Source organism: Nocardiopsis nanhaiensis, from assembly GCF_054778635.1.
In genome coordinates this window covers 26,365-50,089 of record NZ_BAAGZJ010000033.1, presented here as the reverse complement: position 1 = coordinate 50,089, position 23,725 = coordinate 26,365, and the positions used below count along the sequence as shown (strand labels likewise).

The following is a 23,725-nucleotide window of genomic DNA, read 5'->3' as shown; positions in this document are numbered from 1 at the left end:
CGGGGCGCCACTGAAACGGGAGAGCCGCATGGGACTGCGATTCGGACTGCTGGGCACCGGTTTCTGGGCCGCGGAGACACAGGGGCCCGCGCTGGCCGCGCACCCGGGGGCGACCCTGGCCGGGGTGTGGGGGCGCGACCCCGCCAAGGCCGCAGCGCTCGCCGAGAAGCTCGGTACCCGGCCCTACGAGGACGCGGACGCGCTCATCGCCGACGTCGACGCCGTCGCGGTCGCCCTACCGCCGGATGTGCAGGGCGACCTCGCCCTGCGTGCGGCCAAGGCCGGAAGACACCTCCTGCTGGACAAACCGGTCGCCCTGTCCACCGAGGTCGCGGACGCGGTCGTCGCCGAGGCCGAGGCACGGGGACTGGCTTCGGTGGTGTTCTTCACCAACCGCTTCTCGGACGGGGTGAACGAATTCCTCCGAGCGGCGGCCACCGAAGGCGGCTGGCACGGCGTGCGGGCGACCCTGTTCGCGTCGATCTTCCAGCCGGGCAACCCGTTCGGGGCCTCCCCGTGGCGGCGGGAGAAGGGCGGCCTGTGGGACGTGGGCCCGCACGTGCTCTCCATGGTGCTGCCCGTGCTCGGCCCGGTCGAGGAGGTCACCGCGATAGCGGGGCCCAGGGACAGCGTGCACATGCTGACCCGGCACCCCAAGGCCGTGGGATCGTACTCGGTGACCCTGGACGCGGCACCCGAGTCCGGGGACTTCTCGGTCGACCTCTACGGCGAGAGCGGGTGGCGGTCGGTGCCTGGCGGCGACCGGAGCCCGGTCGAGGCATTCGGCGCAGCGATCGATCGGCTGGTCAGCCAGGTGGAGCGGGGTCCCGGCGACCCCTGCGACGTGCGCTTCGGCCGCGACGTGGTGGCGGTCCTGGCCGCGGCGGAGGCCTCCGTCCGCTCCGGCCGGACCGTGCACGTGGCTGAGGCCACCGGATCGGATCCGGTGGCCTCAGAGTGATGTCGGTGAACGGTTCCGGCGGTCAGGCGGTCTTCCCCGCGTTGTGGGAGTACACGCCGTCGGCGAGGTAGACGATCCCGGCGGCCACCAGCACCTGGACGACGAGCACCAGGAGCCAGGCTGTCGTGAAGAAGCTGGCGATCCAACCGCCGAGGAACGCCGCAACGATGCCCAGGACCAAAGTCAGCCAGATGGGTAGGTGCTGCTTACCGGGGACGACGAGTCGTCCCAACGCGCCGATGATCAGTCCGACGATGAGCGCGCTGATGATTCCGGTGATCTCCACGGGTCCTCCCCAGGTAGACGCCTCCCCCCTGTTCCCCGCACAGCAGAGGAGGACACGCCCGATCCCTTCCCGGAACTAAGCTTTTGCCCGCTTTTTGGAGCTTTGAGAATCTGACCGCTGGTGCACGGGTGCCTGCACGTGGCACCGCGAGTGACCGGATTAGTTCCGAAAGCAAGGGGGCACTACTTCCGCCCGGACGGCACCCCGGTCGTCGCCTACCAGTCGATGGCGGACCTCAGCGCGCGGCTGATCGAGGCTCCCTCATCCGGCTCCCTCGGGTTCGAAACCGATGACCGGCCACACATCGTCTAGGGCGTGTTCGGTGGATGCTGCCCGTCGAGAAGGTGCTGCGCCGTGGGTGTCCGTTGAGGGTTGGTGGCGGGCGACGGGCGGGCGTATCCAGTGGTGCTGGCACAAGGCCGAAGAAGGAGTTCCCCTACTGTGCGCTGCCTCGCAAGCTCGGCAGCATCGCACAGCGGGGGCCCGCCCGGGTTCGGCTGTCGACTGAGAGATGCGCAGTGACAGTGCCGCTGGGGCGACGCGCAGCAGGGTATGTGTCCGCCGAACATGCCCTAGTCCCGGAAGGCTCCCGCTGAATACGAGTGGATCTGCTCCCGAGCTCCTGCGCTGCCACTCCCCGCTCTGCGGGGCGGGGGATAGCTGTCGCCCGGGAAAGCCCCGGACGGGGCCGCAGCGGGACCCTGTACACGCCAGAGGTGCCGTGTCGAACCCCGCTCGACACGGCACCTCCTTCTGCGGCAGCTCGTGCGCTACGGGCCGCGGCCCCTACCCGGGCTCAGGCGGCCAGGGTCTGGGACCGGCGCGGAGTCCGAATCCGCGCCCACAGGGGCCGGGGGCGGGTCCGGGCCCGGTCGGCCCGGCGCTCGCGGAGGGCGGCACTCTCCATCTCGGCGCGGTAGAGGTCTGCGGCCTGGGCGCTGAGGTCGGGGTGCATGGCGTCTCCTCCGGGTCTGTGTGCCGGGTGCGTTCGCCCGACTGCTTACAGACTCGCGCTAAGGCCCCGGGCCGCACATCGGAAGAGGACTGTAGAAAAGCGCCCGACACGATGCCTTAGGTCCGGAGTGCCGGTACCTCAGACTCGGACGGGTACCTTAGGTACCTCAGCCGGGGAAGCCGCGGACGTCGGCGATGATCCGCCCCGCGCCGATGACGCTGATGCCGGAGATCCAGGTGCGGTCGTCGACGGGGTGGGCGTTGCCCACGGACACGGCACCGAGGAGCGTCGGGCGGGTTTCGTCCGGGCTCGGCCTCCGCTTCTGCCGTCCGCAGAAGGCCACCGGGCCCCTCCCGCACCTCCCCTCCCCGACGTAAGCTCAGAAGTCGGGATCCAGAGCTACCGGGAGGCACCGATGTCCGAAAGCGTCCTACACGCCCTGGACGCGGCCCGAAGGGGTAACCGCTCCGGGGATGGCCCGGAGGAGCCGCTCATGCGCGACCTCATCGGTGACCTGCTGCGCCGCACTCGGGTGGAACAGGGCCGGACCCTGCGTGAGGTGGCCGAGGACGCCCAGGTGTCCCTCCCCTACCTCTCGGAGATCGAGCGCGGCCGCAAGGAGGCCTCCTCCGAACTCCTCGCCGCGATCTACCGTTCCCTCGGCCTGGGCATCGCCGACGTCCTCGGCGAGCTCTACCAGCGCACCCACCTGGCCCGCTTCGAACGGGCCGGGGCACGGCAGGCACACCTGTCCCCGGTCAACGGGACCGCCACCTCCCGAGCCGGGCAGGCCAGGGTCATGTCCCTGGCGGCCTGAGCCCGGCTCCTGACACCGCGCCACGGTCCTCGGCCGCCTGACCCCGGTCCCTGAACGGCATCGCGTCCGGCCCATCCCACCGCGCGTTGCCCGGGCGGTCCCGGGCCTTCCGGCCCGGGACCGCCGCCGTCCATGCCGCCAGCTCAGCTAGGGCATGACCGGTTCCTGGATTTCCCTGGTGGTGATCACGCCGTCCACCAGGCCGTACTCCTTGGCCTGCTGGGCGGTGAAGATCTTGTCCCGGTCGGTGTCGGCGCGCAGCTGCTCCTGCGTCTGTCCCGTGTGCCGGGCCAGGATGTCCTCCACCTGGGCACGGATCCGCAGGATCTCGGCCGCCTGGATCTGCAGGTCCGCTGCCTCGCCACGCCCCTCGGCGGAGGGCTGGTGGAGCAGCACGCGGGCGTGCTCCAGGGCGGTCCGTTTTCCGGGGGTCCCGGCCGCGAGCAGTACGGCCCCCGCCGAAGCGGCCTGCCCCATGCACACGGTGGCCACATCCGAGCGGACGAAGCGCATCGTGTCGTAGATGGCGGTCAGGGCGGTGTTCGAGCCGCCCGGGGAGTTGATGTAGAGCTGGATGTCCATCTCTGAGCTCTCGTAGTCCAGGTGCAGCATCTGTGCCATGACGACGTTGGCCACGTCGTCGTCGATCGGGGTCCCCAGGAAGATGATCCGCTCGGACAGCAGGCGGCTGAACACGTCGAACGAGCGCTCTCCGTTCGGTGTCCGCTCGACCACCATCGGAACCGTGTAACGACCGCTCACTTCGAACCCCCCGTCCGCGTGGCGAACCCGGGCGAGTTCCCGCCCAGGCGCATACCGCCCGCCATCTGTCCCGCCGAGTCGACCACGTGGTCGATGAACCCGTACTCCCGCGCCTCCTCGGCGGTGAACCAGGCGTCCCGGTGCTGGTCCTTGGCGATGGTCTCCTCGCTCTGACCGCTGTGCTCGGCGATCAGCCGGATCATCGTCTGTTTGGTGTGCGCCAGGTTCTCGGCCTGGATGGCGATGTCGGCGGCGGTCCCGCCCAGCCCGCCCGAGGGCTGGTGCATCATGATCCGCGCGTTCGGCAGGCTGTACCGCTTGCCAGGGGCTCCGGTACAGGCCAGGAACTGGCCCATGCTCGCGGCGAACCCCATGACCAGGGTGGACACGTCGTTCGGGATGAAGTTCATCGTGTCGTAGATGGCCAGACCGGCGGAGACGACCCCGCCCGGGCTGTTGATCGCCAGGGTGATGTCCTTATGCGGGTCCTCATCGGCGAGCAGAAGGATCTGCGCGCAGACCCGGTTGGCGCTGTCCTCGTCGACCTGCGTGCCCAGCATGACGACGCGGCTGCGCAGCAGGCGCGCGGCGAGCTGGTCGTCGAAGGTGCCGCTCGGCGGGTACTCCGCGGCGGACTGGTGGTGTATCGGCATTGGCCCTCCTCGAACCGGCGTTTCGGACGCGGACCACTCGTCCGCTCCCGCCGGTGCCTTCAGCGTGCGTCGAGGAGAGCTCTGACCTCCACCTTTTCGGCCCGGGGCAGATCTGCCCACGGCAGACCGGCCCAGAGAACCGTCGGGATCAGGTGTCGTCTATGGCTTCGCGCAGGTCGCGCAGGACGTCGAGGACGACGGGGCGCAGGGACGGCCTGATCGCGTCGAAGACCTGCCGCTGTTTGCGCTCCATGTATTTGCGGCGCTCGGCCAGGACCCGCTCGCCCTCCTCCGTGATCGTGACGACGGTGCTGCGCTCGTCACGGTCGGAGCGGCGGCGGCACAGCATGCCCTTGCGCTCGAGCTGCTGGATCATCCGAGTGGCCGAGGGCGATGACACGCCGACGATGTGAGCAACCGCACCGACACTCGGATTGTCCAGGCCGCGTACGGCTTCCATCAGCAGCGACTGTGTCAGGGTGAGTTCCTCAGCGCCGCGATGCCCGTGCCCGCCGCGGGCGCGGGCGTGTAGCGCCGCGTTGATCAGTTCGGTCCACACTCGTTGGAACTCTTCGAGCTCCTCCGGGTTGGGTTTGGCGCTTTCCTGCTGATCAGAGCAGGGCTCAGGGGCCTCGTCTGGCACGAAACGGTCCTCGCATGCTGGGCGTGTCGCACGGGCCCCAGACCCGTGCGGTGGTTTGACCTATGTGTAGTCTAGCTATTAAATAGCTTGCGCACGCAAGTTCAAGCAGAACATTGCCCCTCAAAACGGCACATACAGCCCGCCCACAGATCAGCGTGTGGGCGGCGTTGTCTGCTGCGGGGTAGTGGACGTCCGCCCGGACATCCGGGTGGGCCCGGACCGGTCCGGGAGGGGCGCATTGACAACAGTGCTGGTCGCGCATTTCATCACAGCTGCGGTCGCGCCGTTACTGGTGCGCCTGTGGGGCCGTAACGGGTTCTACGCGCTCGCGATCGTCCCCGCCCTGGCTACCGTGTGGGTCCTCTTCCAGCTGCCGGACGTCCTCCGCGGCGAGGCGCTGAACGAGTCCGTCGCGTGGGCGCCCGAGTTCTCACTGCGGCTGGGCCTCCACATGGACGCCCTCGGGCTGGTCATGACGCTCATCGCCGCCGGAGTGGGCACCTTGATCCTGATCTACTGCGCGCGTTACTTCGACGACTCCGAACCCGGCATCGGACGCTTCGCCGGAGTGTTCGTCGCCTTCGCCGGGGCCATGATCGGCCTCGTCCTGGCCGACGACCTCATCCAGCTCTTCATCTACTGGGAGCTGACCACGGTCTTCTCCTACCTCCTGGTCGGCCACAAGGCCGAGTCGCAGGAGAGCCGCCGCGCGGCGATGACCGCCCTGACCATCACGGTCTTCGGCGGTCTGGCGATGCTGGTGGGAATGATCATGCTCGGCGAGACCGCCGGGACCTACGTGATCTCCGAGATCGTCGCGAACCCGCCCGAAGCCGGAGCCGTGATCAACGCCGCCCTCGTGCTGATCATGATCGGCGCGATGTCCAAGTCGGCGCTGTTCCCGTTCAGCCTCTGGCTGCCCGCGGCCATGCAGGCACCCACGCCGGTCTCCGGCTACCTGCACGCCGCGGCGATGGTCAAGGCGGGTGTCTACCTGGTCGCCCGCCTCACCCCGGCCTTCGGTGACGTCTCCGTCTGGCAGAGCATGGCCCTGTTCTTCGGTGTGGTCACCATGGTCTTCGGCGGCTGGAAGGCGCTGCGCCAGTACGACCTCAAGCTCGTGCTGGCCTACGGCACCATCAGCCAGCTCGGCTTCCTCATCGCCCTCCTGGGCACCGGGACCCGGGCAGCCGCCCTGGCCGGCCTCGCGATGCTGGTCGCGCACTCGCTGTTCAAAGCACCCCTGTTCCTTTCGGTCGGCATCATCGACCACAGCACCGGAACCAGGGACCTGCGCGAGCTGTCAGGCCTGCGCCGCTCCATGCCCGGCACCTTCTGGGTGTCGGTCGTGGCGCTGGCCTCCATGGCCGGCCTGCCGCCCACCGCTGGCTTCGTCGCCAAGGAACTCGCCTTCGGCGCCTACCTCGACGGCGGCGGGTTCGACACCCTGGCCCTGGTCGGCCTGGTGCTGGGGTCCACCCTCACGGTCGCCTACAGCCTCCGCTTCCTCTGGGGCGCCTTCTTCGACAAGGAGGGCGTGCAGGACACCCACGTCCACGCGCCCGGAGCGCTGTTCCTGGCACCCGCCGCGGTCCTGGCCGGGCTGAGCCTGTTCGGCGGTCTGGTCTCCAGCTGGACCGACCCCCTGTTCGCGGCCTACGCCGACACCGTTCCCTCCGCACCCGGCGCCTACGAGAGCTATCTGGCGCTGTGGCACGGCTGGGAGCTTCCGCTCCTGCTGTCCGCGATCTGCGTGGTCGGCGGCCTGGTGCTCTTCTACTTCCGCAACCGCGTGGCGTGGCTGGGCACCCGGATGGCCGTCGTCAACCCGGAGCGCAACTACCGGCGCATGATGGCCGGACTGGAGACCGCGGCCCTCCAGGTCACCGGCAGCACCCAACGCGGCTCCCTCCCGGTCTACCTCGGCACCATCCTGGTGTTCATGGTCGTCGCCATGGGCATCCCGATGGTCACCGGCCGGATCTGGTCCGGGGACTACCCGCAGCTGCGCCTCTGGGACACCCCGGTCCAGGTCATCCCGGCACTGATCGTCTCGATCACCTGCCTGCTGATCCTGTTCGTGCGGCGCCGCCTCTTCGCGGTGATCCTCGTCGGTATCGGCGGGTACGGCGTGGCCGCCCTGTTCTACCTGCACGGCGCCCCGGACATCGCACTCACCCAGTTCCTCGTCGAGACCATCAGCCTGGTGATCTTCGTCCTGGTGCTGCGCCGCTTCCCGTCCCACTTCTCGGCACCCGCCCTACGCGGCCGCCGGATCTGGAACATGGTGATCGGCGCGGCCACCGGCCTGGTGGCGGCCGCCATGACCTGGTACGCGCTGGCAGGACGCCAGGAGCCTACGGTCTCCGGGGACTACGGTGCGGCAGCTGTCGAGGCCGGCGGCGAGAACATCATCTCCGTGCTCCTGGTCGACGTCCGTGTCTGGGACACGATGGGCGAGCTCGGGGTGATCGCTGCGGCGGCCGCGGGTGTCGCCAGCCTGATGTTCGTACGCCGCCGCGCCCAGCCCCGCAAGGCGCCGGGCGGTGTGATGGCCCTGTCCGTCACCAACGCACCGCAGCCCACCAACAGTCAAAGAGGCATCGATCTGGGCAGGCTCCGGGTCGCTCCGCGGAACCTGCACGTCAAGCCCCAGTGGAACCGAACATGGCTCCCGGGTGCCGAGAGCCTGCCGACCGAACGCCGGTCGCTCATCTTCGAGGTGGTGTCGCGCTTCCTCTTCCCGCTGATCATGGTCATCTCGGTGTACCTGCTGCTCACCGGCCACACCGACGTCGGCGGCGGTTTCGCCGGCGGCATCGTGGCCGGCGTGGCGTTCACCGTCCGCTACCTCGCGGGGGGCAGGTACGAACTGTACGCGAGCGCGTGGCTGCAACCGGGCGCGCTCCTCGGCGCAGGACTCGCGGTGGCCACGGGCGTGGCGATCGGTGGTGCGATCTTCGGTGGAGACATCCTCGCCGGGACCCACGGCTACGTCGACTTCTGGATCTTTGGCGAGGCACACCTCACGGTGTCGATGATCTTCGACATCGGCGTGTACCTGCTGGTCATCGGGCTCATCCTGGACATCCTGCGCAGTCTCGGCGCCCGAATCGACGAACAGATCGAGCGGGACGCCGCCCACGCCGAGGAGTCCGGCGACACCGAGGCCCCCGCTCGAGCCGAGGAGGTCACCTCGTGAACGACTCACCAAGTCTGACCCTCGTCATCGTCATCGGGGTCCTCGTCGCCGTAGGTGTCGTGCTCATGCTCGAGCGCAGCCTGACCCGCGTGCTGCTGGGCTTCATCGTGGTGAGCAACGGCGCCAACCTGATGCTCCTGGCCATGGCCGGGCAGCCGGGCGGTCCCCCCGTCCTCTGGTTCACCCCTGAGGAAGAGATGACCGACCCGCTGCCGCAGGTCCTGATCCTGACAGCGATCGTCATCACCCTCGGGCTGACAGCGTTCCTGTTGGCCCTGGCCTACCGGAGCTGGCAGCTCGAGGGCAACGACGAGGTCCAGGACGACGCAGAGGACCTCCGGATCGTGCAGGGCGAGGGCCGCCGCGCCGTGCGGCAGCGCTTCGTGCAGGAACGCCGCAGGCTGCGGGCGGACATCCGCCGCCAGCGGGCGGAACTCCAGGCCACCATCGCCGCGGCCGACGCCCAGGAACTGGCTGAACAGGCCCGTATCAAGGCGGAGATCGCAGCGGCACAGGCCGAACTGGCCCGATTCGAGGTCGAGGCCGAGGACGGCCGGGGCGACGAACGTTCCGAGGAGACTGTGCGCAGGCTGACCGATCGCCAGCAGAGCATGGTCAACCAGGTGACGGAGCTGCGCGGCCGGATCCGCCTGGGCCGCAAGCGACTGCGCGAGCACCGGCGCGCCGACCGTGCCGCCGAGCGCGAGCTGTGGCGTGAGCTGCGCCGCCGCATCCGTTCGCAGCGGCGCCAGGCGCGCCAGACCATGCGGGCAGAGCGTGAACGCCTGGCTCGCGCAGAGGACAGCGACCTGCAAGGGAACGACTGACCATGGGATGGGAATACTTCTCCGGAATCCTGCACTACCTCGTTCCCCTACCGGTGGTGCTGCCCCTCTTCGCGGCCGGCGTGAAGCTGGCGCTCGGTATCCGCTGGCCCCGGATCCAGCAGTGGATCAGCGTCATCGCGCTGACCCTGGTGCTGGTCACCGGTGCCGCGCTGATGGTGGGCGCCGACATGTTCGGCCCCCAGGTCGTCCACGTGGGCGGCTATGAGGCTCCGGTCGGTATCAACCTGGTGGCCGACCGGCTGTCCGCTCTGCTGGTGACGGTCTCGGCCGCCGTCACCCTGGCCGTCCTCGTGTACTCCATCGGTCAGGGGATGGCGGACAAGGGCGAAGTGGCACCGCTGTCGGTGTACCAGCCGACCTACCTGATCCTGGTGGCCGGTGTCTCCAACGCCTTCCTCGCGGGCGACCTCTTCAACCTGTACGTCGGATTCGAGATCCTGCTGACCGCCAGCTACGTCCTGCTGACCCTCGGGGGTACGCAGTCGCGGATGCGGGCGGGTGCCACATACGTGGTGGTGTCGCTGGTCTCCTCTGTGCTGTTCCTGATCGCCATCGCGCTGGTCTTCGGCGCGACCGGCACGGTGAACATGGCCCAGCTGGGTGAGCGGCTCCCCGAGATCTCCTCCGAGCTGGCGCTGATCCTGCAGGTGATCCTGCTGATCGCGTTCGGTATCAAGGCGGCGGTGTTCCCTCTGGCCGCCTGGCTTCCGGACTCCTACCCCACGGCCCCGGCCCCGGTCACCGCGGTGTTCGCGGGCCTGCTGACCAAGGTGGGCGTCTACGCGATCATCCGTACGCAGACCCTGTTCTTCCCCGGGGAACAGCTCAACAACGCTCTCATGTGGGTGGCCCTGGCGACCCTGGTCATCGGCATCCTGGGAGCGGTGGCACAGACGGACATCAAGCGCCTGTTGTCGTTCACCCTGGTCAGCCATATCGGCTACATGGTGTTCGGTGTGGCGCTGGGCAGCGAGCTGGGCATGGCGGGCGCGGTGTTCTACATCGCGCACCACATCACCGTGCAGACCACGCTGTTCCTCATCACGGGGCTGATCGAACGGAGAGGCGGGTCCACATCGCTGGATCGGTTGGGCGGTCTCGCCAAGATCGCCCCGCTGCTCGCCATCCTGTTCTTCATCCCGGCGATGAACCTGGGCGGCATCCCGCCGCTGTCGGGCTTCCTCGGCAAGATCGGCCTGATGCAGGCGGGCGTGGACGCGGGCACCCCGCTCGCCTACACGCTGGTGGGGGCCTCGGTCCTCACGAGCCTGCTGACGCTGTACGTCATCGCCCGGGTGTGGAACTACGCGTTCTGGCGTACCCCGGCCGAGGGCATGGTGGCCGAACCCGGCACGGTGCTGGACGACTCCGAGGCCGACGACACCTCGACCGCGGCGTTCGGCCCGTCCGGCGAGGCGGTCGGCCCGTCCTCGCGCATCGGTGACACCACGACCGCGGCCGCCCCGGTGGTGACCTCGGTGGTCCTGCCGAAGAGCATGGTGGGGGCCACGGTCGCCTTGGTGGCGTTCGGTCTCGCCATGACCGTGTTCGCGGGGCCGCTCATCGCCTATTCCACGGAGGCCGCGATCGAACTCCAGGCGCGGACGCCCTACATCGAGGCGGTCCTCGGAGGTTCCGAATGAACGACCTGAAGACCAAGAAGAAGCGGGGCGTGCTAGCGGTCCGGCGCCGGCTCGGCAAAGTCCAGATCCCGGTCGCCCTCGGCATGACCGTGGTCTGGATGCTCCTGTTCAAAGGGTTCGAGCCGCGGCCGGAGTCACTGGGCCTGGCCGTCACCGGTTTCGCGGTCTCGGTGGCCATCATGATGCTGTTCCCGATGCCGCCGATCGCTCCGGGGTTCCGGTTCTGGCCGGTTCAGGGCCTGTACCTGTTCTTCTACGCGCTGGTGAAGATGGTCATTGCCAGCCTCCAGGTGACAGCCCAGGTGTTCCGGCCCGGTCCTCCGGTTCGGAGCTCGGTGATAGCCGTGCGGATGCGCACCGACTCCGACCTCATGCTCGTGTCCACCGCGATCGTCACCTCGGTGATCCCGGGCAGCGTCATCGTCGAGGTCGCCCAGCCGGAGCACATCCTGTACGTGCACGTGTTGGGTGCGGAGGACGACGAGGGTGTCGACGTTGCCAAGCGAGACGTCCTCAACCTGGAGGAGCGGATCGTCCGGGCACTCGGTACCCGTCAGGACATCGCCGCCCTGGAGACCGCCCAGGCCGCCGGGAAGGGGAACACGTGAACACACTGTGGACCATCGTCGCCGTGCTGCTCGGCGCCGCGGCGCTCCTCAGCACCGCCCGCCTCCTCCTAGGGCCGAGCATCCTCGACCGGGCGCTGTCCGTCGACGTGCTGCTCGCCTCCGCCGTGACGGGACTGGGTGCCTACGCAGCGTTCCACCGGGACCCCACCATCCTGCCGACGCTGCTGGTGCTGTCGCTGCTCGGTTTCGTCGGATCGATCAGCATTTCCAAGTTCGTCGCCCGGCGGCCCGACGAGCACGCTGACGAGGGCAAGGCCTTCACCGAAACCGTCGAACCCGAGCCCGAGGAGGGAGGGAGGACGTCATGAGCGAACTGATGATCACCGTCCTGGACTGGGTCGCGATCCTGTGCATCCTGGTGGGGGCCCTGCTGTCCCTCGTGGCCGGAGTCGGCCTGGTGCGCTTCCCCGACCTGCTCTCCCGAATGCACACCGCAGCCAAGCCGCAGGTCCTGGGCATGCTATTGGTGTTGCTGGGCATCGGTCTGCGCCTCATGCCCGTGGAGGAGACGGGGGTGTTCGACTTCGGCACCCTGATCCTGGTGGGACTCTTCCAGATCGTCACCGTTCCCGTGGCGGGCCACATCGCCGCACGGGTCGGTTACCGGACCGGGCGGATCCGCCATGACCTGATCGTCACCGACGAACTCGCCGACCGGCTGGCCGCCAAGCAGGGAGACAAGGCCCCGTAGGTGCGCGCCGAACGCGTGACCGGGGGCCGGAGGGACATCGCTTCCCTCCGGCCCCGGCCTTTCCCCTCAGTGGACGCCTTCGGCGTGGTACTAGAGCGTTTCGGCCTCCTCGTCGGTCATCAGGCGCGAACGGATCAGGAACCTGTTCCCGGTCGGGGCCTCTACGGAGAAGCCGGAACCCCGCCCGGGGACGACGTCGATAGTCAGGTGGGTGTGGCTCCACAGTTCGAACTGGGAGCGCGACATCCACACCGGCACCGCCTCGGGAAGTCCCACCTCCAAGTCGCCCAGGTGCACGTCGGAGTCCCCGGTGCGGAACTCCCCTAGCGGGTAGCACATCGGCGAGCTGCCGTCGCAGCAGCCGCCGGACTGGTGGAACATCAGCGGGCCGTGGTCGGCGTGGAGCTCCCGGAGCAGGGCCGCCGCCTTGTCGGTGACGGCCACCCGCTCCACTGTCGCGTCGCCGCTTCGGGAGGTGTCCATCAGAACAGCCCCATCGGCTGCTCCGAGTAGCTGACCAGCAGGTTCTTGGTCTGCTGGTAGTGGTCCAGCATCATCTTGTGGTTCTCGCGGCCGATCCCGGACTGCTTGTAACCGCCGAAGGCGGCGTGCGCCGGGTAGGCGTGGAAGTTGTTCACCCACACGCGGCCCGCCTGGATGTCGCGTCCGCCCCGGTAGACGGTGTTGTTGTCGCGCGTCCACAGGCCGGCCCCGAGCCCGTAGAGGGTGTCGTTGGCGGTCTTGATCGCGTCGGCGTAGTCGTTGAAGCGGGTCACCGACACCACGGGGCCGAAGATCTCCTCCTGGAAGATCCGCATGGAGTTCTGGCCCTCGAACACGGTCGGGGTGACGTAGTAGCCGCCCGCGAGGTCGCCCTCCATCTCCGCACGGCCGCCGCCGGAGAGTACCTTGGCGCCCTCCTTACGGCCGATGTCGATGTAGGAGAGGATCTTCTCCAGCTGGTCGTTGCTGGCCTGCGCACCGAGCATGGTGTCGGTGTCCAGCGGGTTGCCCTGCTTGATCTGTCCGACCCGGGCCAGGGCGTCGCCCATGAAGCTGTCGTAGATCGATTCCTGCACCAGGGCGCGCGAGGGGCACGTGCACACCTCGCCCTGGTTGAGGGCGAACATCGTGAAGCCCTCCAGCGCCTTGTCGTAGAAGGAGTCCCGCTCGGCCGCGACGTCGGCGAAGAAGATGTTCGGGCTCTTGCCTCCCAGCTCCAGCGTGACCGGGATGAGGTTCTCGGACGCGTACTGCATGATCAGCCGACCGGTGGTGGTCTCACCGGTGAACGCGACCTTGCGCACCCTCGGGCTGGAGGCCAGGGGCTTGCCCGCCTCCACACCGAAGCCGTTGACGACGTTGACCACGCCCGGCGGGAGCAGGTCGGCGATGAGGTCGATCAGCACCAGGATGGACGTGGGGGTCTGCTCGGCCGGCTTGAGGACGACGGCGTTGCCCGCGGCCAGTGCCGGGGCGAGCTTCCAGGTCGCCATCAGGATCGGGAAGTTCCAGGGGATGATCTGGCCGACCACGCCCAGCGGCTCCTGGAAGTGGTAGGCGACGGTGTCGCCGTCGATCTCGGAACTGTGGCCCTCCTGGGTGCGGATGGCCGCGGCGAAGTAGCGGAAGTGGTCGATGGCCAGCGGAATGTCGGCTGCCAGAGCCTCGCGGACCGGCTTGCCGTTCTCCCAGGCCTCGGCCACCGCGAGCTTCTCGAGGTTCTCCTCCATCCGGTCGGCGATCCGGTTGAGGAGGATGCCCCGCTCCGTGGTGGACGTGCGGCCCCAGGCCGGGGCGGCGCCGTGCGCGGCGTCGAGGGCGAGTTCGATGTCCTCGGCCCCGCCTTGGGCGACCTCGGTGAAGGTACGGCCGGTCACCGGAGTGGGGTTCTCGAAGTAGCGGCCCTTGACGGGCTTGACCCACTCGCCGCCGATCCAGTTCTCGTAGCGCGGCTTGTAGTCGACAACGCTTCCGGACTCGCCTGGGGGAGCATAGATCGCCATGGTGCTCTGCCTCCTTCATCGGGGGTACCGCCGGAGCTCCTGCCCCGGCGGCACTTTCGAAGACCAGTGGGCTGTGACGCTAGTTACACCATGGTTGCGACCACGTTGCGCGCGACCGCAACGTTGCGCGCGGATTGCCGCGGAGGCGGAGAGGCGCGGGCCAGCGGAGGGGCCCGGGTCAGTGAGGGGCCCGGGTCAGCGGCCGATCCAGCGCAGGCGTCCGCGCAGGGCGGCGTGGCGCGGGGAGTCCGGGTCAACGGCGCGCAGGGCCGCGGTCAGCACCCGCGGGTCCTCCCGCCATTCGGGATGCTCCGACCAGGCCAGCAGCACCTGCGGGTCGGCCTTGGCGGCGAGCACCTCGCAGACCTCCGCTTGGAGCTCGTCCCGGGCCTCGGCCACACCGGGCGCCTCCGAACGGGGCAGCACCGGGCCCTCGTAGACACCGATGGCCCGGCGGTAGGCGCCGTCGGCCAGATGGCGGCGCACCTCGTCGAGGTCGGTGTCCACCGGGCGGCGCAGCCGGTAGGGGCGGGAGGCGAGCAGCCCCGTTCCCACCAGGCGGCGCAGGCGGGACATCTCCGCGCGGATGGTGACGGGTGAGGCGTCGCGCTCGTGCAGCAGCGCACCGAGCGCCTCGCCGGTGAGGCCGCGCGGGTGGCGGGCGAGCAGCAGCAGGATCTCGGAGTGGCGGCCGCTGATCTCGACGGAGTTGCCGTCCAGTTCGAGAAGGCCCTGGTCGCGGCCGAGGACGCGCAGGCGGGCGAGGGTGGGGGCCGGTGCGGCCAAGTCGGCGGGGAGCCCGGGAGCGGGCAGCAGACCGCTGATGCGCTGGGCCCGGATCTCCATCTCCGCGGCGGTGGCAGCGGCCCGGACCAGGGCCAGTGCCTGCGGTGAGGCCAGGTGGTCCTCGCCGGTGAGGTCGAGGACGCCCATGAGCGCTCCGGTATCGGGGTCGTGCAAGGGCGCGGCGGAACAGCTCCAGCGCTGGACGCCCCGGCTGAAGTGCTCGCTGGCGAAGACCTGGACCTCGTGGTCGAGGGCCAGGGCGACACCGGGCGCGTTGGTCCCGGCGGAGCGCTCGTGCCAGTTGGCGCCTTCGACGAAGTGCATGGACTCGGCGCTGCTGCGCAGCTTGTGATCGCCCTCCACCCACAGGAGACGGCCGGAGACGTCGCCCACGGCCATGATCTGCGGTCCGGGCGCGGTGTCCAGGAGCAGACGGCGCAGCAGCGGCATGGCTACCGAGAGCGGGTGGGTGTCCCGGTGGTCGAGCAGGGTCGACCCGGCCAGTTCGAGACTGGGCCGGGTCCGGTCGGGGTCCACGCCGTGCATCGCGCTGCGCCGCCAGGAGTCGCTGACCACCGGTCGGACCCTGCCGCTGAGTCGGCCGGAGTCCGTGAACCGTTCGTGGGCGACCGCGACGTCCCGGCGCACGGTGTCGGGGTCGGCATCCCATGACCACGCGTTCCATGCGATGGACATCGGTACTTCCCTCCTCCGTCGCGGCGGCTACGGACCCGGCGGAAGTTCGCCCGGGAACCCCTGATTGAATCCGCGTGGAAGGGTCTTGACAAGGGTTTCGGCCAGAACTACTGACGAGTTGCCCCGGACTCTGCATGTATGTACCCCAACGCGTCCGATGGGACACGGGCGCTCGCGGGTGAGCTCACACCGCCCACCCCGATCGAACGACAGGCCTCACATGTACCCCCGGAACCGCCAGTCAGCGCATCCGCCCGCAGACCGGCACCACCCGCCGGAGTACGGCCTCCAGGACGCCAAACCCGCTCTGGCCTGGTACTGGACCGGGTTCCTGTGCACCCCGGCGACTTTGGCGCTGACCCTGGCGCTCTTCTTGCTCGTCCCCGCACCAGCACGAGGCGGGGGTCATCGCCCCCATGCTCACGGTGTTCAGCCTCCCGGTGTCGGCGGGCATCCTCATCGGGGTGTACGCCACGCGCTCCTCCCGGCTCTCCGCCCAGTGGGCACGGCACGTCCACCAGCTCCGGTTCGCGGCCAGCCACACCGGGTACCCGGCACCGCTGCCCCCGCGCCCCCGGGTCCCCGCCCGGAACCTGCGGCCCCGCCGCCTCTGGTACGTGTGCGCGGTGCTGTGCGTGCCGCTCGCGTTCCCGGTCGCCATCGGGCTCGCGCCGCTGTTCGACTGATTCGCCGCCGACACGACACTCCCCTTCGCATTCCCCCTCGATCTCCTGGGCGCCTCAGGTGCCGCCTTCGCGATCGGGCTGAGGCGCGCCGGGCGCCGGGGAAGGCTCGTGCGCGAGCACATGGCCCGGGAGTGGGAGCAGGCCCACCGCGACCGGCCGGGAAGCCCTGGGGCTCCGGGGGTCCCGACCCTGTAAAAGGGAGTCCCGCCGGACACCCCAATCCTCACCTTTCACACTCGCCTGGCACACTGCGCACATGAGTTCTCCCCCTCCGCAACCGGGGCCGCACGCGGCCGCCGACGGCGCCGATCCGCGCCAGCAGCACCAGCACCCCTACCCGCAACAGCAGTACCGGCAGCAGCCACCCGGGCAAGCCCAGCCCTCGGCCACCGCGCACCAAGGCACGGACGGCTCCGAGCCCGACGTCCGGCCTCCCCGGTACTGGTACTGGATCGGCGGATCGGTCTTCCCCGTGTCCCTCCTGGTGAGCACGCTGATGCTGACCAACGCCACGAGCGACGACCCCGCGCTGATCGTCGGCGGGATCCTGCTCCCCATGGGCGCCTTCGTGGTGTCGTTGGGTATCTGCATCACCGTGTTCGCCGTGCGGGCGTCCAGGCTGGGCCGCCAGCGTGCGCGGCGCGCGCACGCGGCCGCCGCGGCTCACGGGGCGCAAGCGGGCCAGCCTTGGCAGCAGGGGCCCGCATTCCACGGACCGCCGCCTCCCCCGCCCGAGATCTCACCGAAGGAACTCCGTCCCCGCCGCCGGTGGATGGTGGTCGGCGCGCTGTGCCTGCCCGTCAGCATCGCGTTGGGCGTGTCCGTCTTCTGGGCGGCGGGCAGCACCCACGCGGATCGGAACTCGCTCGAATTCGCCTCCGACCCCGTCGAACAGAGCGGCAGCGCCACATTCACGGTGGGGTCGGACGAGCTGGACTCCTTGGGCCTGTACGTGTCCCCCGCCGGGGCGTTCGAAGAAGCCTGCGAACTGAGCCGGGACGAGGGTGTAGGCAGCGCGAGGTTCGTTGAGCGGGTGACCGGTTACACCCACGGCGATTGGCGGCTCGCCTACTCTGTCGCGGTCGATATCCCCGGCACGTACACGCTGGAGTGCGAAGGAGACGCCGGTGCCGAGTACGCGATCGCGGACACGGACATCGCCGTCGACCACGACGAGGCGATGGGGCTCGGGTTCCTGGGCCTGCTGTTGGTGAGTTTCTTGGGCTTCCTGGTCACTCTGGTCGTGACTATCACGGTCGGGGTCCGGCGCAGTAGCTACCGGCAGCGGCTCATCCAAGAACACCGCGCCAGGCAGTACCAAGCCGGACGCCCCAACCTCTGATAACTATCGCCAGTGGCACCCCGGCCACTTTCCGTTACCGACTTCGCCGAACGAAGCGGCGGGTGAAGAACGGGACTCAGTTCCCCTGTGCGGTAGCGGCGTTGCTACCTCGGTCAGGCGGTCGCCCCGGTGGCCGCGGGGTGCCCGCGCCTCAGCGCTGGCAGTGGTGGATACCCCAGGCCAGGTCTCCGGCCTGGCCCCTGGCCACCCACTCGCGCAGCCCGGCCGTCATGCGCTCCAGGTAGTCGGTGCTGATGCGCTCCGACAGCTCGTCATACCGGCGTTCGGTCTCCGCCAGGACGCGCCCGTAGTGAATGGGCAGCTGCGTGCTGAGGTCGTCGAATTCCACATAGGTCAGACCGGCCCGGCCCGCGGCCTCGCGGTAGTAGCCGGGCGTGCCCATGGACGACAGGTGCAACCGCTTCAGGATCGGACCCAGCGTGTCCACGGGGGTGTGGTCTGCCGCGAGGAGGTCCGTGAAGACGAACTTCCCGCCGGGCGCCAGGACCCGGGCCACTTCGGAGAGGACACGGTCGCGGGCGCCGCTGTGCACGATGGCGTCCTGGGACCACACCACGTCGAACTTGCCGTTCCCGAAGGGGATGTCCTCGAAGGAACCCTCCAGGACGTCGATGAGGTGCTCGTGCCCCTCCTGCTCGTTGCGCTTGCGGTTGTAGTCGTTCTCCACCTCGCTCAGGTTCAGACAGGTCACGTGGCTGCCGTAGACCTCGGCCAAGTGACGGGCGGACCCGCCGTAACCCGAGCCCAGGTCGAGGACCCTGGTGGAGCTGTCTGGGGCGACACTGGCGGACATGCGCTCGACGGTGCGGGCGCTGGCCGTGGCAATGTCGTCGGTGTCGGAAAGCCCTTCGACCCCGCGGTAGAGACCGACGTGGATGTCGGTCCCGCCCCAGACAGTGGCATAGAAGGTATCGGCATCGCTGCTGTTGTAGTAGTCGCGTGCAACCTGCACATCGGTCGAGTACTCGTTCTGCTGCTCAGTCCGCTTAATGGCTGCTTCCCTTGATCTCGGTGACAAACCTTGTCTATTGAACGGCACTTAACGCGCACGGGTCTAGGTCTTCTGACCTGCGAAAACTATAAAAGCCCAGGTCAGAGCGCCGGCAGGTTTTAGAGTTAACCTGTCATTATTGGACAAACCGTCATGAAAATGGGCATACCTGGCCGCTTGAACCTGCCCGTGACCCACATCACCGGCTGGTGAAAAACGGGACTCAGTCCCCATGCATCACACCAGCCACACTGGTCCCCCGATGATCCGGAAGAAGAACAACGCATGACCTACCCCCATCACCCGCCCTATCCCCCGCAGGCCGCGCCACCGAGGATCGATGCCAAGGAGCTGCGACCCGGCCGGATCTGGTACGCCGTGGGAGCCGGGATCCTGACGCTCGGGATCATCGGCGGCATCGTGGGTTTCATCGCCTCCGTCGCGAGCGCCGTGAGCCTGCCCGAGTTCGAGACCCGGATCGCCGACTCCTCGGAGGAGACCTTCGTCCTGGAGGACGGGGACGTCAACATCGGCCTGTTCGCAGCGGAGGGCGGGGCCGAAGGCGACTGCCGGATCACCGACCCCGACGGGCAGAAGTGGGACTTCGGCGATCCCGGCTACGGCCACCACGGCAACCACGACGACGTGCGGTGGGACCTCGTCGGCGTCTTCAACGGCGCTGAGGCGGGCGAGTACCTCGTGGAGTGCCGCTACACGGGCAATGAAGCCGAATTCGCCGTGGCCGACGTCGGCGGCGGCGAGGACGACATCATGAGCGGCGCCGCGGTGGGGCTCGTGCTGATGCTGGGACTGCCCAGCGCCGGGCTCGCGATCGGTGTGCCCACCATGATCGTCACCGGTGTGCGCCGCGGCCGCCACAAGCGCCGCCTGATGGCCGAGCGGGCGCAGGGCTTCCACTCCCCGGGCCCGCAGTACGGCTGACCCCCGGGATCGGTTGAACCCGAGAACCCGGCCGCTCCTGAGCGGGCCCGCTCAGGAGCGGCCGGGTTCGGCGACCGGGTAGGGCGACACCGTGCCGTGGTTCTCGTTGACCAGCAGCGACCATCCAGCTGACGGAAAGGCGCGCTGATCCCCGCGAACACCGCTGGAACCCGCCCTTCGCACCATAGGTGCCGGTCAGTCGCCCACCGAGTCCGCGAGGTGCTCGCCGGTGAGGGTGGAGCGAACGGCAACTAGGTCGGCGGGGGTGCCCTCGAAGACGATCCGGCCGCCGTCGTGGCCCGCACCGGGTCCGAGATCGATGATCCAGTCGGCGTGAGCCATGACCCCTTGGTGGTGCTCGACCACGATGACCGACTTGCCGGAGTCGACGAGCTGGTCCAGCAGGCCGAGCAGCTGCTCGACGTCGGCGAGGTGGAGGCCGGTGGTGGGTTCGTCGAGGACGTAGACGCCGCCCTTGTCGGCCATATGGGTGGCCAGCTTGAGCCGCTGCCGTTCACCGCCGGACAGGGTGGTGAGCGGCTGACCGAGGCTGGTGTAACCAAGCCCGACGTCGGCCATCCGGGTGAGGATCTTGTGGGCGGCGGGGATGCGCGCCTCCCCCGCACCGAAGAACTCCAAGGCTTCCGCCACCGACATCGCGAGCACCTCGCTGATGTCGCGGCCGCCGAGCGTGTACTCCAGCACCGACGCCAGGAACCGCTTCCCCTCGCAGTCCTCGCAGGTGGAGGTGACCCCCGCCATCATCCCCAGGTCGGTGTAGACCACCCCGGCGCCCTTGCACTCCGGGCAGGCGCCCTCGGAGTTGGAGCTGAACAGCGCGGGCTTCACGCCGTTTGCCTTCGCGAACGCCTTGCGGACCGGTTCGAGCAGTCCCGTGTAGGTCGCCGGGTTACTCCTCCGGGAACCGCGGATCGGCGTCTGGTCCACCGAGACCACACCGGTGCCCTTCGCCCCCGAAGCGTGGACCAGTGACTCGTGCACCAGTGAGCTCTTGCCCGAACCCGCCACCCCGGTGACCACGCACAGCACCCCGAGCGGGATGTCGACGTCCACGTCCCGCAGGTTGTGGGTGCTGGCACCGCGCACCTCCAACCACCCGGAGGGTGTGCGCACGGAGTCCTTGAGGGAGGGGCTGTCGTCGAAGTGGCGGCCGGTGACGGTGCCGCTGTCCCTCAGCCCCTTCACGGTGCCCTCGAACACCACCTCGCCGCCGTCCGCGCCGGCGCCGGGACCGAGGTCGACCACGTGGTCGGCGACCGCGACCGTCTCCGGCTCGTGCTCCACCACGAGCACCGTGTTGCCCTTGTCGCGCAGCCGCACCAGCAGGTTGTTCATCCTCTGGACGTCGTGCGGGTGCAGGCCCGCGGTGGGTTCGTCGAAGACGTACGTGACGTCCGTGAGCGAGGATCCCAGGTGGCGGATCATCTTGGTGCGCTGTGCCTCACCGCCGGACAGCGTGCTCGCGGGCCGGTCCAGCGACAGGTAGCCGAGGCCGATCTCCACGAAAGAGTCCAAGGTGTCCCGCAACGCCTTGACCAGCGGGGCCACCGAAGGGTCGCCGATACCGCGGACCCACTCCGCCAAGTCGCTGATCTGCATCGCGCACGCGTCGGCGATGCTGGTGCCGCGGATCTTGGCCGAGCGCGCCGCCTCGTTGAGCCGGGTGCCACCGCAGTCGGGGCAGTCTGCGAAGGTGACCGCCCGGTCGACGAACGCCCGGACGTGCGTCTGCATCGCCTCCCGGTCCTTGGCCAGGAACGTCTTGCGGATCTTGGGGATCAGCCCCTCGTAGGTGAGGTTCACCCCCTCGACCTTGACCTTCACCGGATCCCGGTAGAGGAAGTCCCGCATCTCCTGCTCGGTGAAGTCGCGGATCGGCTTGTCCGGGTCGAGGAACCCCGACTCCGCGTAGGTCCGCACGGTCCACCAGCTGTCCGACTTCCAGCCGGGGATGGTGAACGCGCCTTCGGCGATGGACTTGGTGTCGTCGTACAGCTCGGCAAGGTCGAAGTCGGAGACCTTGCCGCGGCCCTCGCACTGCGGGCACATACCGCCGGTGCGGGTGAAGGTCTGTTTCACGGTCTTGCTCTCGCCCCGCTCGACGGTGACCGCCCCGGCCCCCCGCACCGTCGCCACGTTGAAGGCGAACGCACCGGGCGGGCCGATGTGCGGTTCCCCAAGACGGCTGAACAGGATGCGCAGCGTCGCGTTGACGTCCGTGGCGGTGCCGACCGTGGACCGGGCGTCGGCGCCCATCCGCTCCTGGTCCACGATGATCGCGGTGGTGAGCCCTTCGAGAACGTCGACGTCGGGCCGGGCCAGCGTCGGCATGAAACCCTGCAGGAAGGCGCTGTAGGTCTCGTTGATCATCCGCTGCGACTCGGCGGCGATGGTGTCGAACACCAGGGAGCTCTTGCCCGAGCCCGAGACGCCGGTGAACACGGTCAGCCGGCGCTTGGGGAGCTCGATACTGAAGTCCCTGAGGTTGTTCTCCCGGGCTCCCCGCACAGCGATCAGGTCGTGGCTGTCGGCGACGTGCGGCGCGGGCGAGCGTCCGTCCGTGCCGGTCACGCCGGTGTTGTCCGGACGGTTCACTGTTGCTCCTGGAGACGGATCAGGTTGCCCGCCGGGTCGCGGAAGGCGCAGTCGCGGACCCCGTACGGCTGGTCGATCGGCTCCTGTACAACCTCGGCTCCCCCGGCTTCCAGCCGCGTGAAGGCGGCGTCGAGGTCCGGGGTGGCCAGGCTGATGAACCCGTAGGTGCCCTTGGCCATCATCTCGGTGATGGTGCGGCGTTCTTCCTCGGTGACCCCCGGGTCGGAGACCGGCGGCTCCAGCACGATGGACGTGCTGGGCTGGTTGACGGGACCGACCGTGATCCAGCGCATCCCTTCGTAGCCGACGTCGCCGCGGACCTCGAAACCGAGGACGTCACGGTAGAAGGCCAAGGAGGTGTCCGGGTCGGCGTGCGGCAGGAAGCTGGCGTGAATGGTGATGTCCATGGAGGTCACGCTAGTTCCGGGCCCGGGCCTGCGCTTCTCGATTCCTGACCGGTGTGTCCCTGGCGGGTGTGCTCTGGGCGGATGTGGTCCTGGCGGGTGTGGTCCGGGCGGATGTGGTCCTGGCGGGTGTGGCCCTTACCGGCCTGGTCACCTGCTTGGCCACGCACGGGGCCATGCCCTCAGTGGCGTAGGCGGCCTCGCGCCGGTAGACGCTGGGCGGCACCCCGACCAGTTCGGTGAAGCGCGTACTGAAGGTGCCCAGGGACGAGCAGCCCACCGCGAAGCAGATCTCGGTGACACTGAGGTCGCCGCAGCGCAGCAGCGCCATCGCGCGCTCGATACGGCGCGTCATCAGGTAGGCGTAGGGAGATTCGCCGTAGGCGAGGCGGAATTGTCGGCTGAGGTGCCCGGCGGACATGTTCGCGCCCCGGGCCAGCGCCGCGACGTCGAGGGGTTGGGCGTACTCCCGGTCGATCCGGTCCCGGACACGCCGAAGCCGAGCGAGGTCACCCAGGTGTTGGGATACAGCGGATCTGCTGGTCACAGGCTTGATGGTGCCACGGGGACCCGGAGCACTCAAGCCCCTGACACGGGCGTTCGGTGGGGGCGCGGACTCAGCCCTTGAGGGAGTTCAGGAGGGTGGTCCGCTCGGTAAGCACTCAGGGAAGTTAGCGGAGATCGTCCGGGGCCAGCCCGGCCTGCTTGAGGTCGACGCCATCGTCCGGCGTTTGAGCTCCTTGTACAGAGGCACGATCACTACCTGTGAGCCCTTCCTGAGCTTTGCATGATCGCCTCTGGTCCGGACGTGATCGAAGCCGACCTACTTCAGGGCAGCGTCCACGTTGGCGCCAGAGGAAATCGGGATGTAGGAAGGGCTGATCGTGCTTCGTTTCGGGGGACATCTGTGGGTTGGGGTTTCTTTCCGGTGCGGGTTTCCCCGTTTCCTGCCGCTTGATGGTGGCCGTCTCCGCTGCGCGCCTCAAGGTCGTCGCCATCGAGCGCTTCGCGCGCCAGTGGCGCTCCACCTTGACCCGCTTCGCTGCGACGGCGGGTTGGCGGCTATCAGGAAACGGGGGACGTGTGGTCGGGGTAGCGATGGGCCCGTTGGGCCCGGAGGGCCCAACTGCACAAGCACGGCCTGG

At 68.9% G+C, this 23,725-nt stretch carries 23 protein-coding genes and 1 pseudogene; 11 read left to right on the top strand and 13 right to left on the bottom strand.

What is annotated here, in order from left to right:
- Positions 1 to 28: 28 nt before the first annotated feature.
- On the top strand, positions 29 to 961 hold the full coding sequence (locus ACYVD1_RS17330) for a Gfo/Idh/MocA family protein (protein WP_460773561.1): 933 nt from the start codon (positions 29 to 31) through the stop codon (positions 959 to 961).
- A gap of 22 nt (positions 962 to 983) precedes the next feature.
- Here the strand turns inward: ACYVD1_RS17330 and ACYVD1_RS17325 are convergent, their stop codons facing one another.
- From ACYVD1_RS17325 to ACYVD1_RS17315, 3 genes are all read right to left on the bottom strand, one after another.
- Positions 984 to 1,247, bottom strand: coding sequence for a GlsB/YeaQ/YmgE family stress response membrane protein (locus ACYVD1_RS17325; protein WP_460773558.1), 264 nt, complete (start codon positions 1,245 to 1,247; stop codon positions 984 to 986).
- A gap of 796 nt (positions 1,248 to 2,043) precedes the next feature.
- On the bottom strand, positions 2,044 to 2,202 hold the full coding sequence (locus tag ACYVD1_RS17320; RefSeq protein WP_460773555.1) for a hypothetical protein: 159 nt from the start codon (positions 2,200 to 2,202) through the stop codon (positions 2,044 to 2,046).
- Between the two features lie 166 nt (positions 2,203 to 2,368).
- Entirely contained in the window at positions 2,369 to 2,545 is a 177-nt protein-coding gene (locus ACYVD1_RS17315) for a hypothetical protein (protein ID WP_460773554.1), read from the bottom strand.
- A 72-nt stretch (positions 2,546 to 2,617) separates the two neighbouring features.
- Here ACYVD1_RS17315 and ACYVD1_RS17310 point away from each other — a divergent pair, with 72 nt between their 5' ends.
- Complete coding sequence (locus tag ACYVD1_RS17310) at positions 2,618 to 3,019, top strand: helix-turn-helix domain-containing protein (protein ID WP_460773552.1); 402 nt, start codon at positions 2,618 to 2,620, stop codon at positions 3,017 to 3,019.
- A 147-nt stretch (positions 3,020 to 3,166) separates the two neighbouring features.
- On the opposite strand, the gene ACYVD1_RS17305 is transcribed toward ACYVD1_RS17310, so the two are convergent.
- From ACYVD1_RS17305 to ACYVD1_RS17295, 3 genes are all read right to left on the bottom strand, one after another.
- A complete protein-coding gene (locus tag ACYVD1_RS17305) occupies positions 3,167 to 3,781 on the bottom strand; it encodes a ClpP family protease (RefSeq protein ID WP_460773550.1) in 615 nt (204 codons plus the stop codon).
- A complete protein-coding gene (locus ACYVD1_RS17300) occupies positions 3,778 to 4,434 on the bottom strand; it encodes a ClpP family protease (protein ID WP_460773548.1) in 657 nt (218 codons plus the stop codon). Before ACYVD1_RS17300 ends, ACYVD1_RS17305 begins: the two co-directional genes overlap by 4 nt.
- A 148-nt stretch (positions 4,435 to 4,582) precedes the next feature.
- Positions 4,583 to 5,077 carry a MarR family winged helix-turn-helix transcriptional regulator gene (locus ACYVD1_RS17295; RefSeq protein WP_460773546.1) on the bottom strand — a complete coding sequence of 165 codons (495 nt, stop codon included), beginning with the start codon at positions 5,075 to 5,077 and terminating at the stop codon, positions 4,583 to 4,585.
- A gap of 247 nt (positions 5,078 to 5,324) precedes the next feature.
- Between ACYVD1_RS17295 and ACYVD1_RS17290 the strand changes: the two genes are divergently transcribed.
- The 6 genes from ACYVD1_RS17290 to mnhG are packed head-to-tail and all read left to right on the top strand — an operon-like array spanning position 5,325 to position 12,090.
- Positions 5,325 to 8,279: a Na+/H+ antiporter subunit A gene (locus ACYVD1_RS17290; protein WP_460773617.1), complete on the top strand. Its 2,955-nt coding sequence runs from the start codon at positions 5,325 to 5,327 to the stop codon at positions 8,277 to 8,279.
- Entirely contained in the window at positions 8,276 to 9,106 is an 831-nt protein-coding gene (locus ACYVD1_RS17285; RefSeq protein ID WP_460773544.1) for a Na(+)/H(+) antiporter subunit C, read from the top strand. The genes ACYVD1_RS17290 and ACYVD1_RS17285 overlap by 4 nt, the downstream gene beginning before the upstream one ends.
- Before the next feature lie 2 nt (positions 9,107 to 9,108).
- Positions 9,109 to 10,770 carry a Na+/H+ antiporter subunit D gene (locus ACYVD1_RS17280; protein ID WP_460773541.1) on the top strand — a complete coding sequence of 554 codons (1,662 nt, stop codon included), beginning with the start codon at positions 9,109 to 9,111 and terminating at the stop codon, positions 10,768 to 10,770.
- Positions 10,767 to 11,378 carry a Na+/H+ antiporter subunit E gene (locus ACYVD1_RS17275; RefSeq protein WP_460773539.1) on the top strand — a complete coding sequence of 204 codons (612 nt, stop codon included), beginning with the start codon at positions 10,767 to 10,769 and terminating at the stop codon, positions 11,376 to 11,378. The genes ACYVD1_RS17280 and ACYVD1_RS17275 overlap by 4 nt, the downstream gene beginning before the upstream one ends.
- Positions 11,375 to 11,707 carry a monovalent cation/H+ antiporter complex subunit F gene (locus tag ACYVD1_RS17270; RefSeq protein WP_460773536.1) on the top strand — a complete coding sequence of 111 codons (333 nt, stop codon included), beginning with the start codon at positions 11,375 to 11,377 and terminating at the stop codon, positions 11,705 to 11,707. Before ACYVD1_RS17275 ends, ACYVD1_RS17270 begins: the two co-directional genes overlap by 4 nt.
- Positions 11,704 to 12,090, top strand: coding sequence for a monovalent cation/H(+) antiporter subunit G (gene mnhG, locus ACYVD1_RS17265; RefSeq protein WP_460773533.1), 387 nt, complete (start codon positions 11,704 to 11,706; stop codon positions 12,088 to 12,090). The genes ACYVD1_RS17270 and mnhG overlap by 4 nt, the downstream gene beginning before the upstream one ends.
- A gap of 90 nt (positions 12,091 to 12,180) precedes the next feature.
- On the opposite strand, the gene ACYVD1_RS17260 is transcribed toward mnhG, so the two are convergent.
- The 3 genes from ACYVD1_RS17260 to ACYVD1_RS17250 all read right to left on the bottom strand — a co-directional run bounded on the left by ACYVD1_RS17260 (position 12,181) and on the right by ACYVD1_RS17250 (position 15,578).
- The gene (locus ACYVD1_RS17260; protein WP_460773529.1) at positions 12,181 to 12,573 is read right to left on the bottom strand and encodes a DUF779 domain-containing protein; all 393 of its coding nucleotides are present in this window, start codon (positions 12,571 to 12,573) and stop codon (positions 12,181 to 12,183) included.
- The gene (gene exaC / locus ACYVD1_RS17255) at positions 12,573 to 14,096 is read right to left on the bottom strand and encodes an acetaldehyde dehydrogenase ExaC (protein WP_460752023.1); all 1,524 of its coding nucleotides are present in this window, start codon (positions 14,094 to 14,096) and stop codon (positions 12,573 to 12,575) included. Before exaC ends, ACYVD1_RS17260 begins: the two co-directional genes overlap by 1 nt.
- A 195-nt stretch (positions 14,097 to 14,291) precedes the next feature.
- Positions 14,292 to 15,578: a GAF domain-containing protein gene (locus ACYVD1_RS17250; RefSeq protein ID WP_460773526.1), complete on the bottom strand. Its 1,287-nt coding sequence runs from the start codon at positions 15,576 to 15,578 to the stop codon at positions 14,292 to 14,294.
- A gap of 416 nt (positions 15,579 to 15,994) precedes the next feature.
- Between ACYVD1_RS17250 and ACYVD1_RS17245 the strand changes: the two genes are divergently transcribed.
- Both ACYVD1_RS17245 and ACYVD1_RS17240 read left to right on the top strand, forming a co-directional pair.
- Positions 15,995 to 16,264: a hypothetical protein gene (locus ACYVD1_RS17245; RefSeq protein WP_460773524.1), complete on the top strand. Its 270-nt coding sequence runs from the start codon at positions 15,995 to 15,997 to the stop codon at positions 16,262 to 16,264.
- A gap of 256 nt (positions 16,265 to 16,520) precedes the next feature.
- Positions 16,521 to 17,606, top strand: coding sequence for a hypothetical protein (locus ACYVD1_RS17240; RefSeq protein WP_460773520.1), 1,086 nt, complete (start codon positions 16,521 to 16,523; stop codon positions 17,604 to 17,606).
- Between the two features lie 151 nt (positions 17,607 to 17,757).
- On the opposite strand, the gene ACYVD1_RS17235 is transcribed toward ACYVD1_RS17240, so the two are convergent.
- Complete coding sequence (locus ACYVD1_RS17235; RefSeq protein WP_460773518.1) at positions 17,758 to 18,579, bottom strand: methyltransferase domain-containing protein; 822 nt, start codon at positions 18,577 to 18,579, stop codon at positions 17,758 to 17,760.
- Between the two features lie 324 nt (positions 18,580 to 18,903).
- Here ACYVD1_RS17235 and ACYVD1_RS17230 point away from each other — a divergent pair, with 324 nt between their 5' ends.
- Positions 18,904 to 19,560: a hypothetical protein gene (locus ACYVD1_RS17230; RefSeq protein WP_460773515.1), complete on the top strand. Its 657-nt coding sequence runs from the start codon at positions 18,904 to 18,906 to the stop codon at positions 19,558 to 19,560.
- Between the two features lie 195 nt (positions 19,561 to 19,755).
- Here the strand turns inward: ACYVD1_RS17230 and ACYVD1_RS17225 are convergent, their stop codons facing one another.
- From ACYVD1_RS17225 to ACYVD1_RS17215, 3 genes and pseudogenes are all read right to left on the bottom strand, one after another.
- Positions 19,756 to 22,176, bottom strand: a complete 2,421-nt coding sequence (locus tag ACYVD1_RS17225) for an ATP-binding cassette domain-containing protein (RefSeq protein WP_460773512.1) — start codon at positions 22,174 to 22,176, stop codon at positions 19,756 to 19,758.
- Entirely contained in the window at positions 22,173 to 22,583 is a 411-nt protein-coding gene (locus tag ACYVD1_RS17220) for a VOC family protein (RefSeq protein ID WP_460773510.1), read from the bottom strand. The genes ACYVD1_RS17225 and ACYVD1_RS17220 overlap by 4 nt, the downstream gene beginning before the upstream one ends.
- 115 nt (positions 22,584 to 22,698) lie before the next feature.
- Positions 22,699 to 23,127 (bottom strand): annotated as a pseudogene (locus tag ACYVD1_RS17215) (helix-turn-helix transcriptional regulator); the annotation flags it as partial.
- Between the last annotated feature and the right edge of the window lie 598 nt (positions 23,128 to 23,725).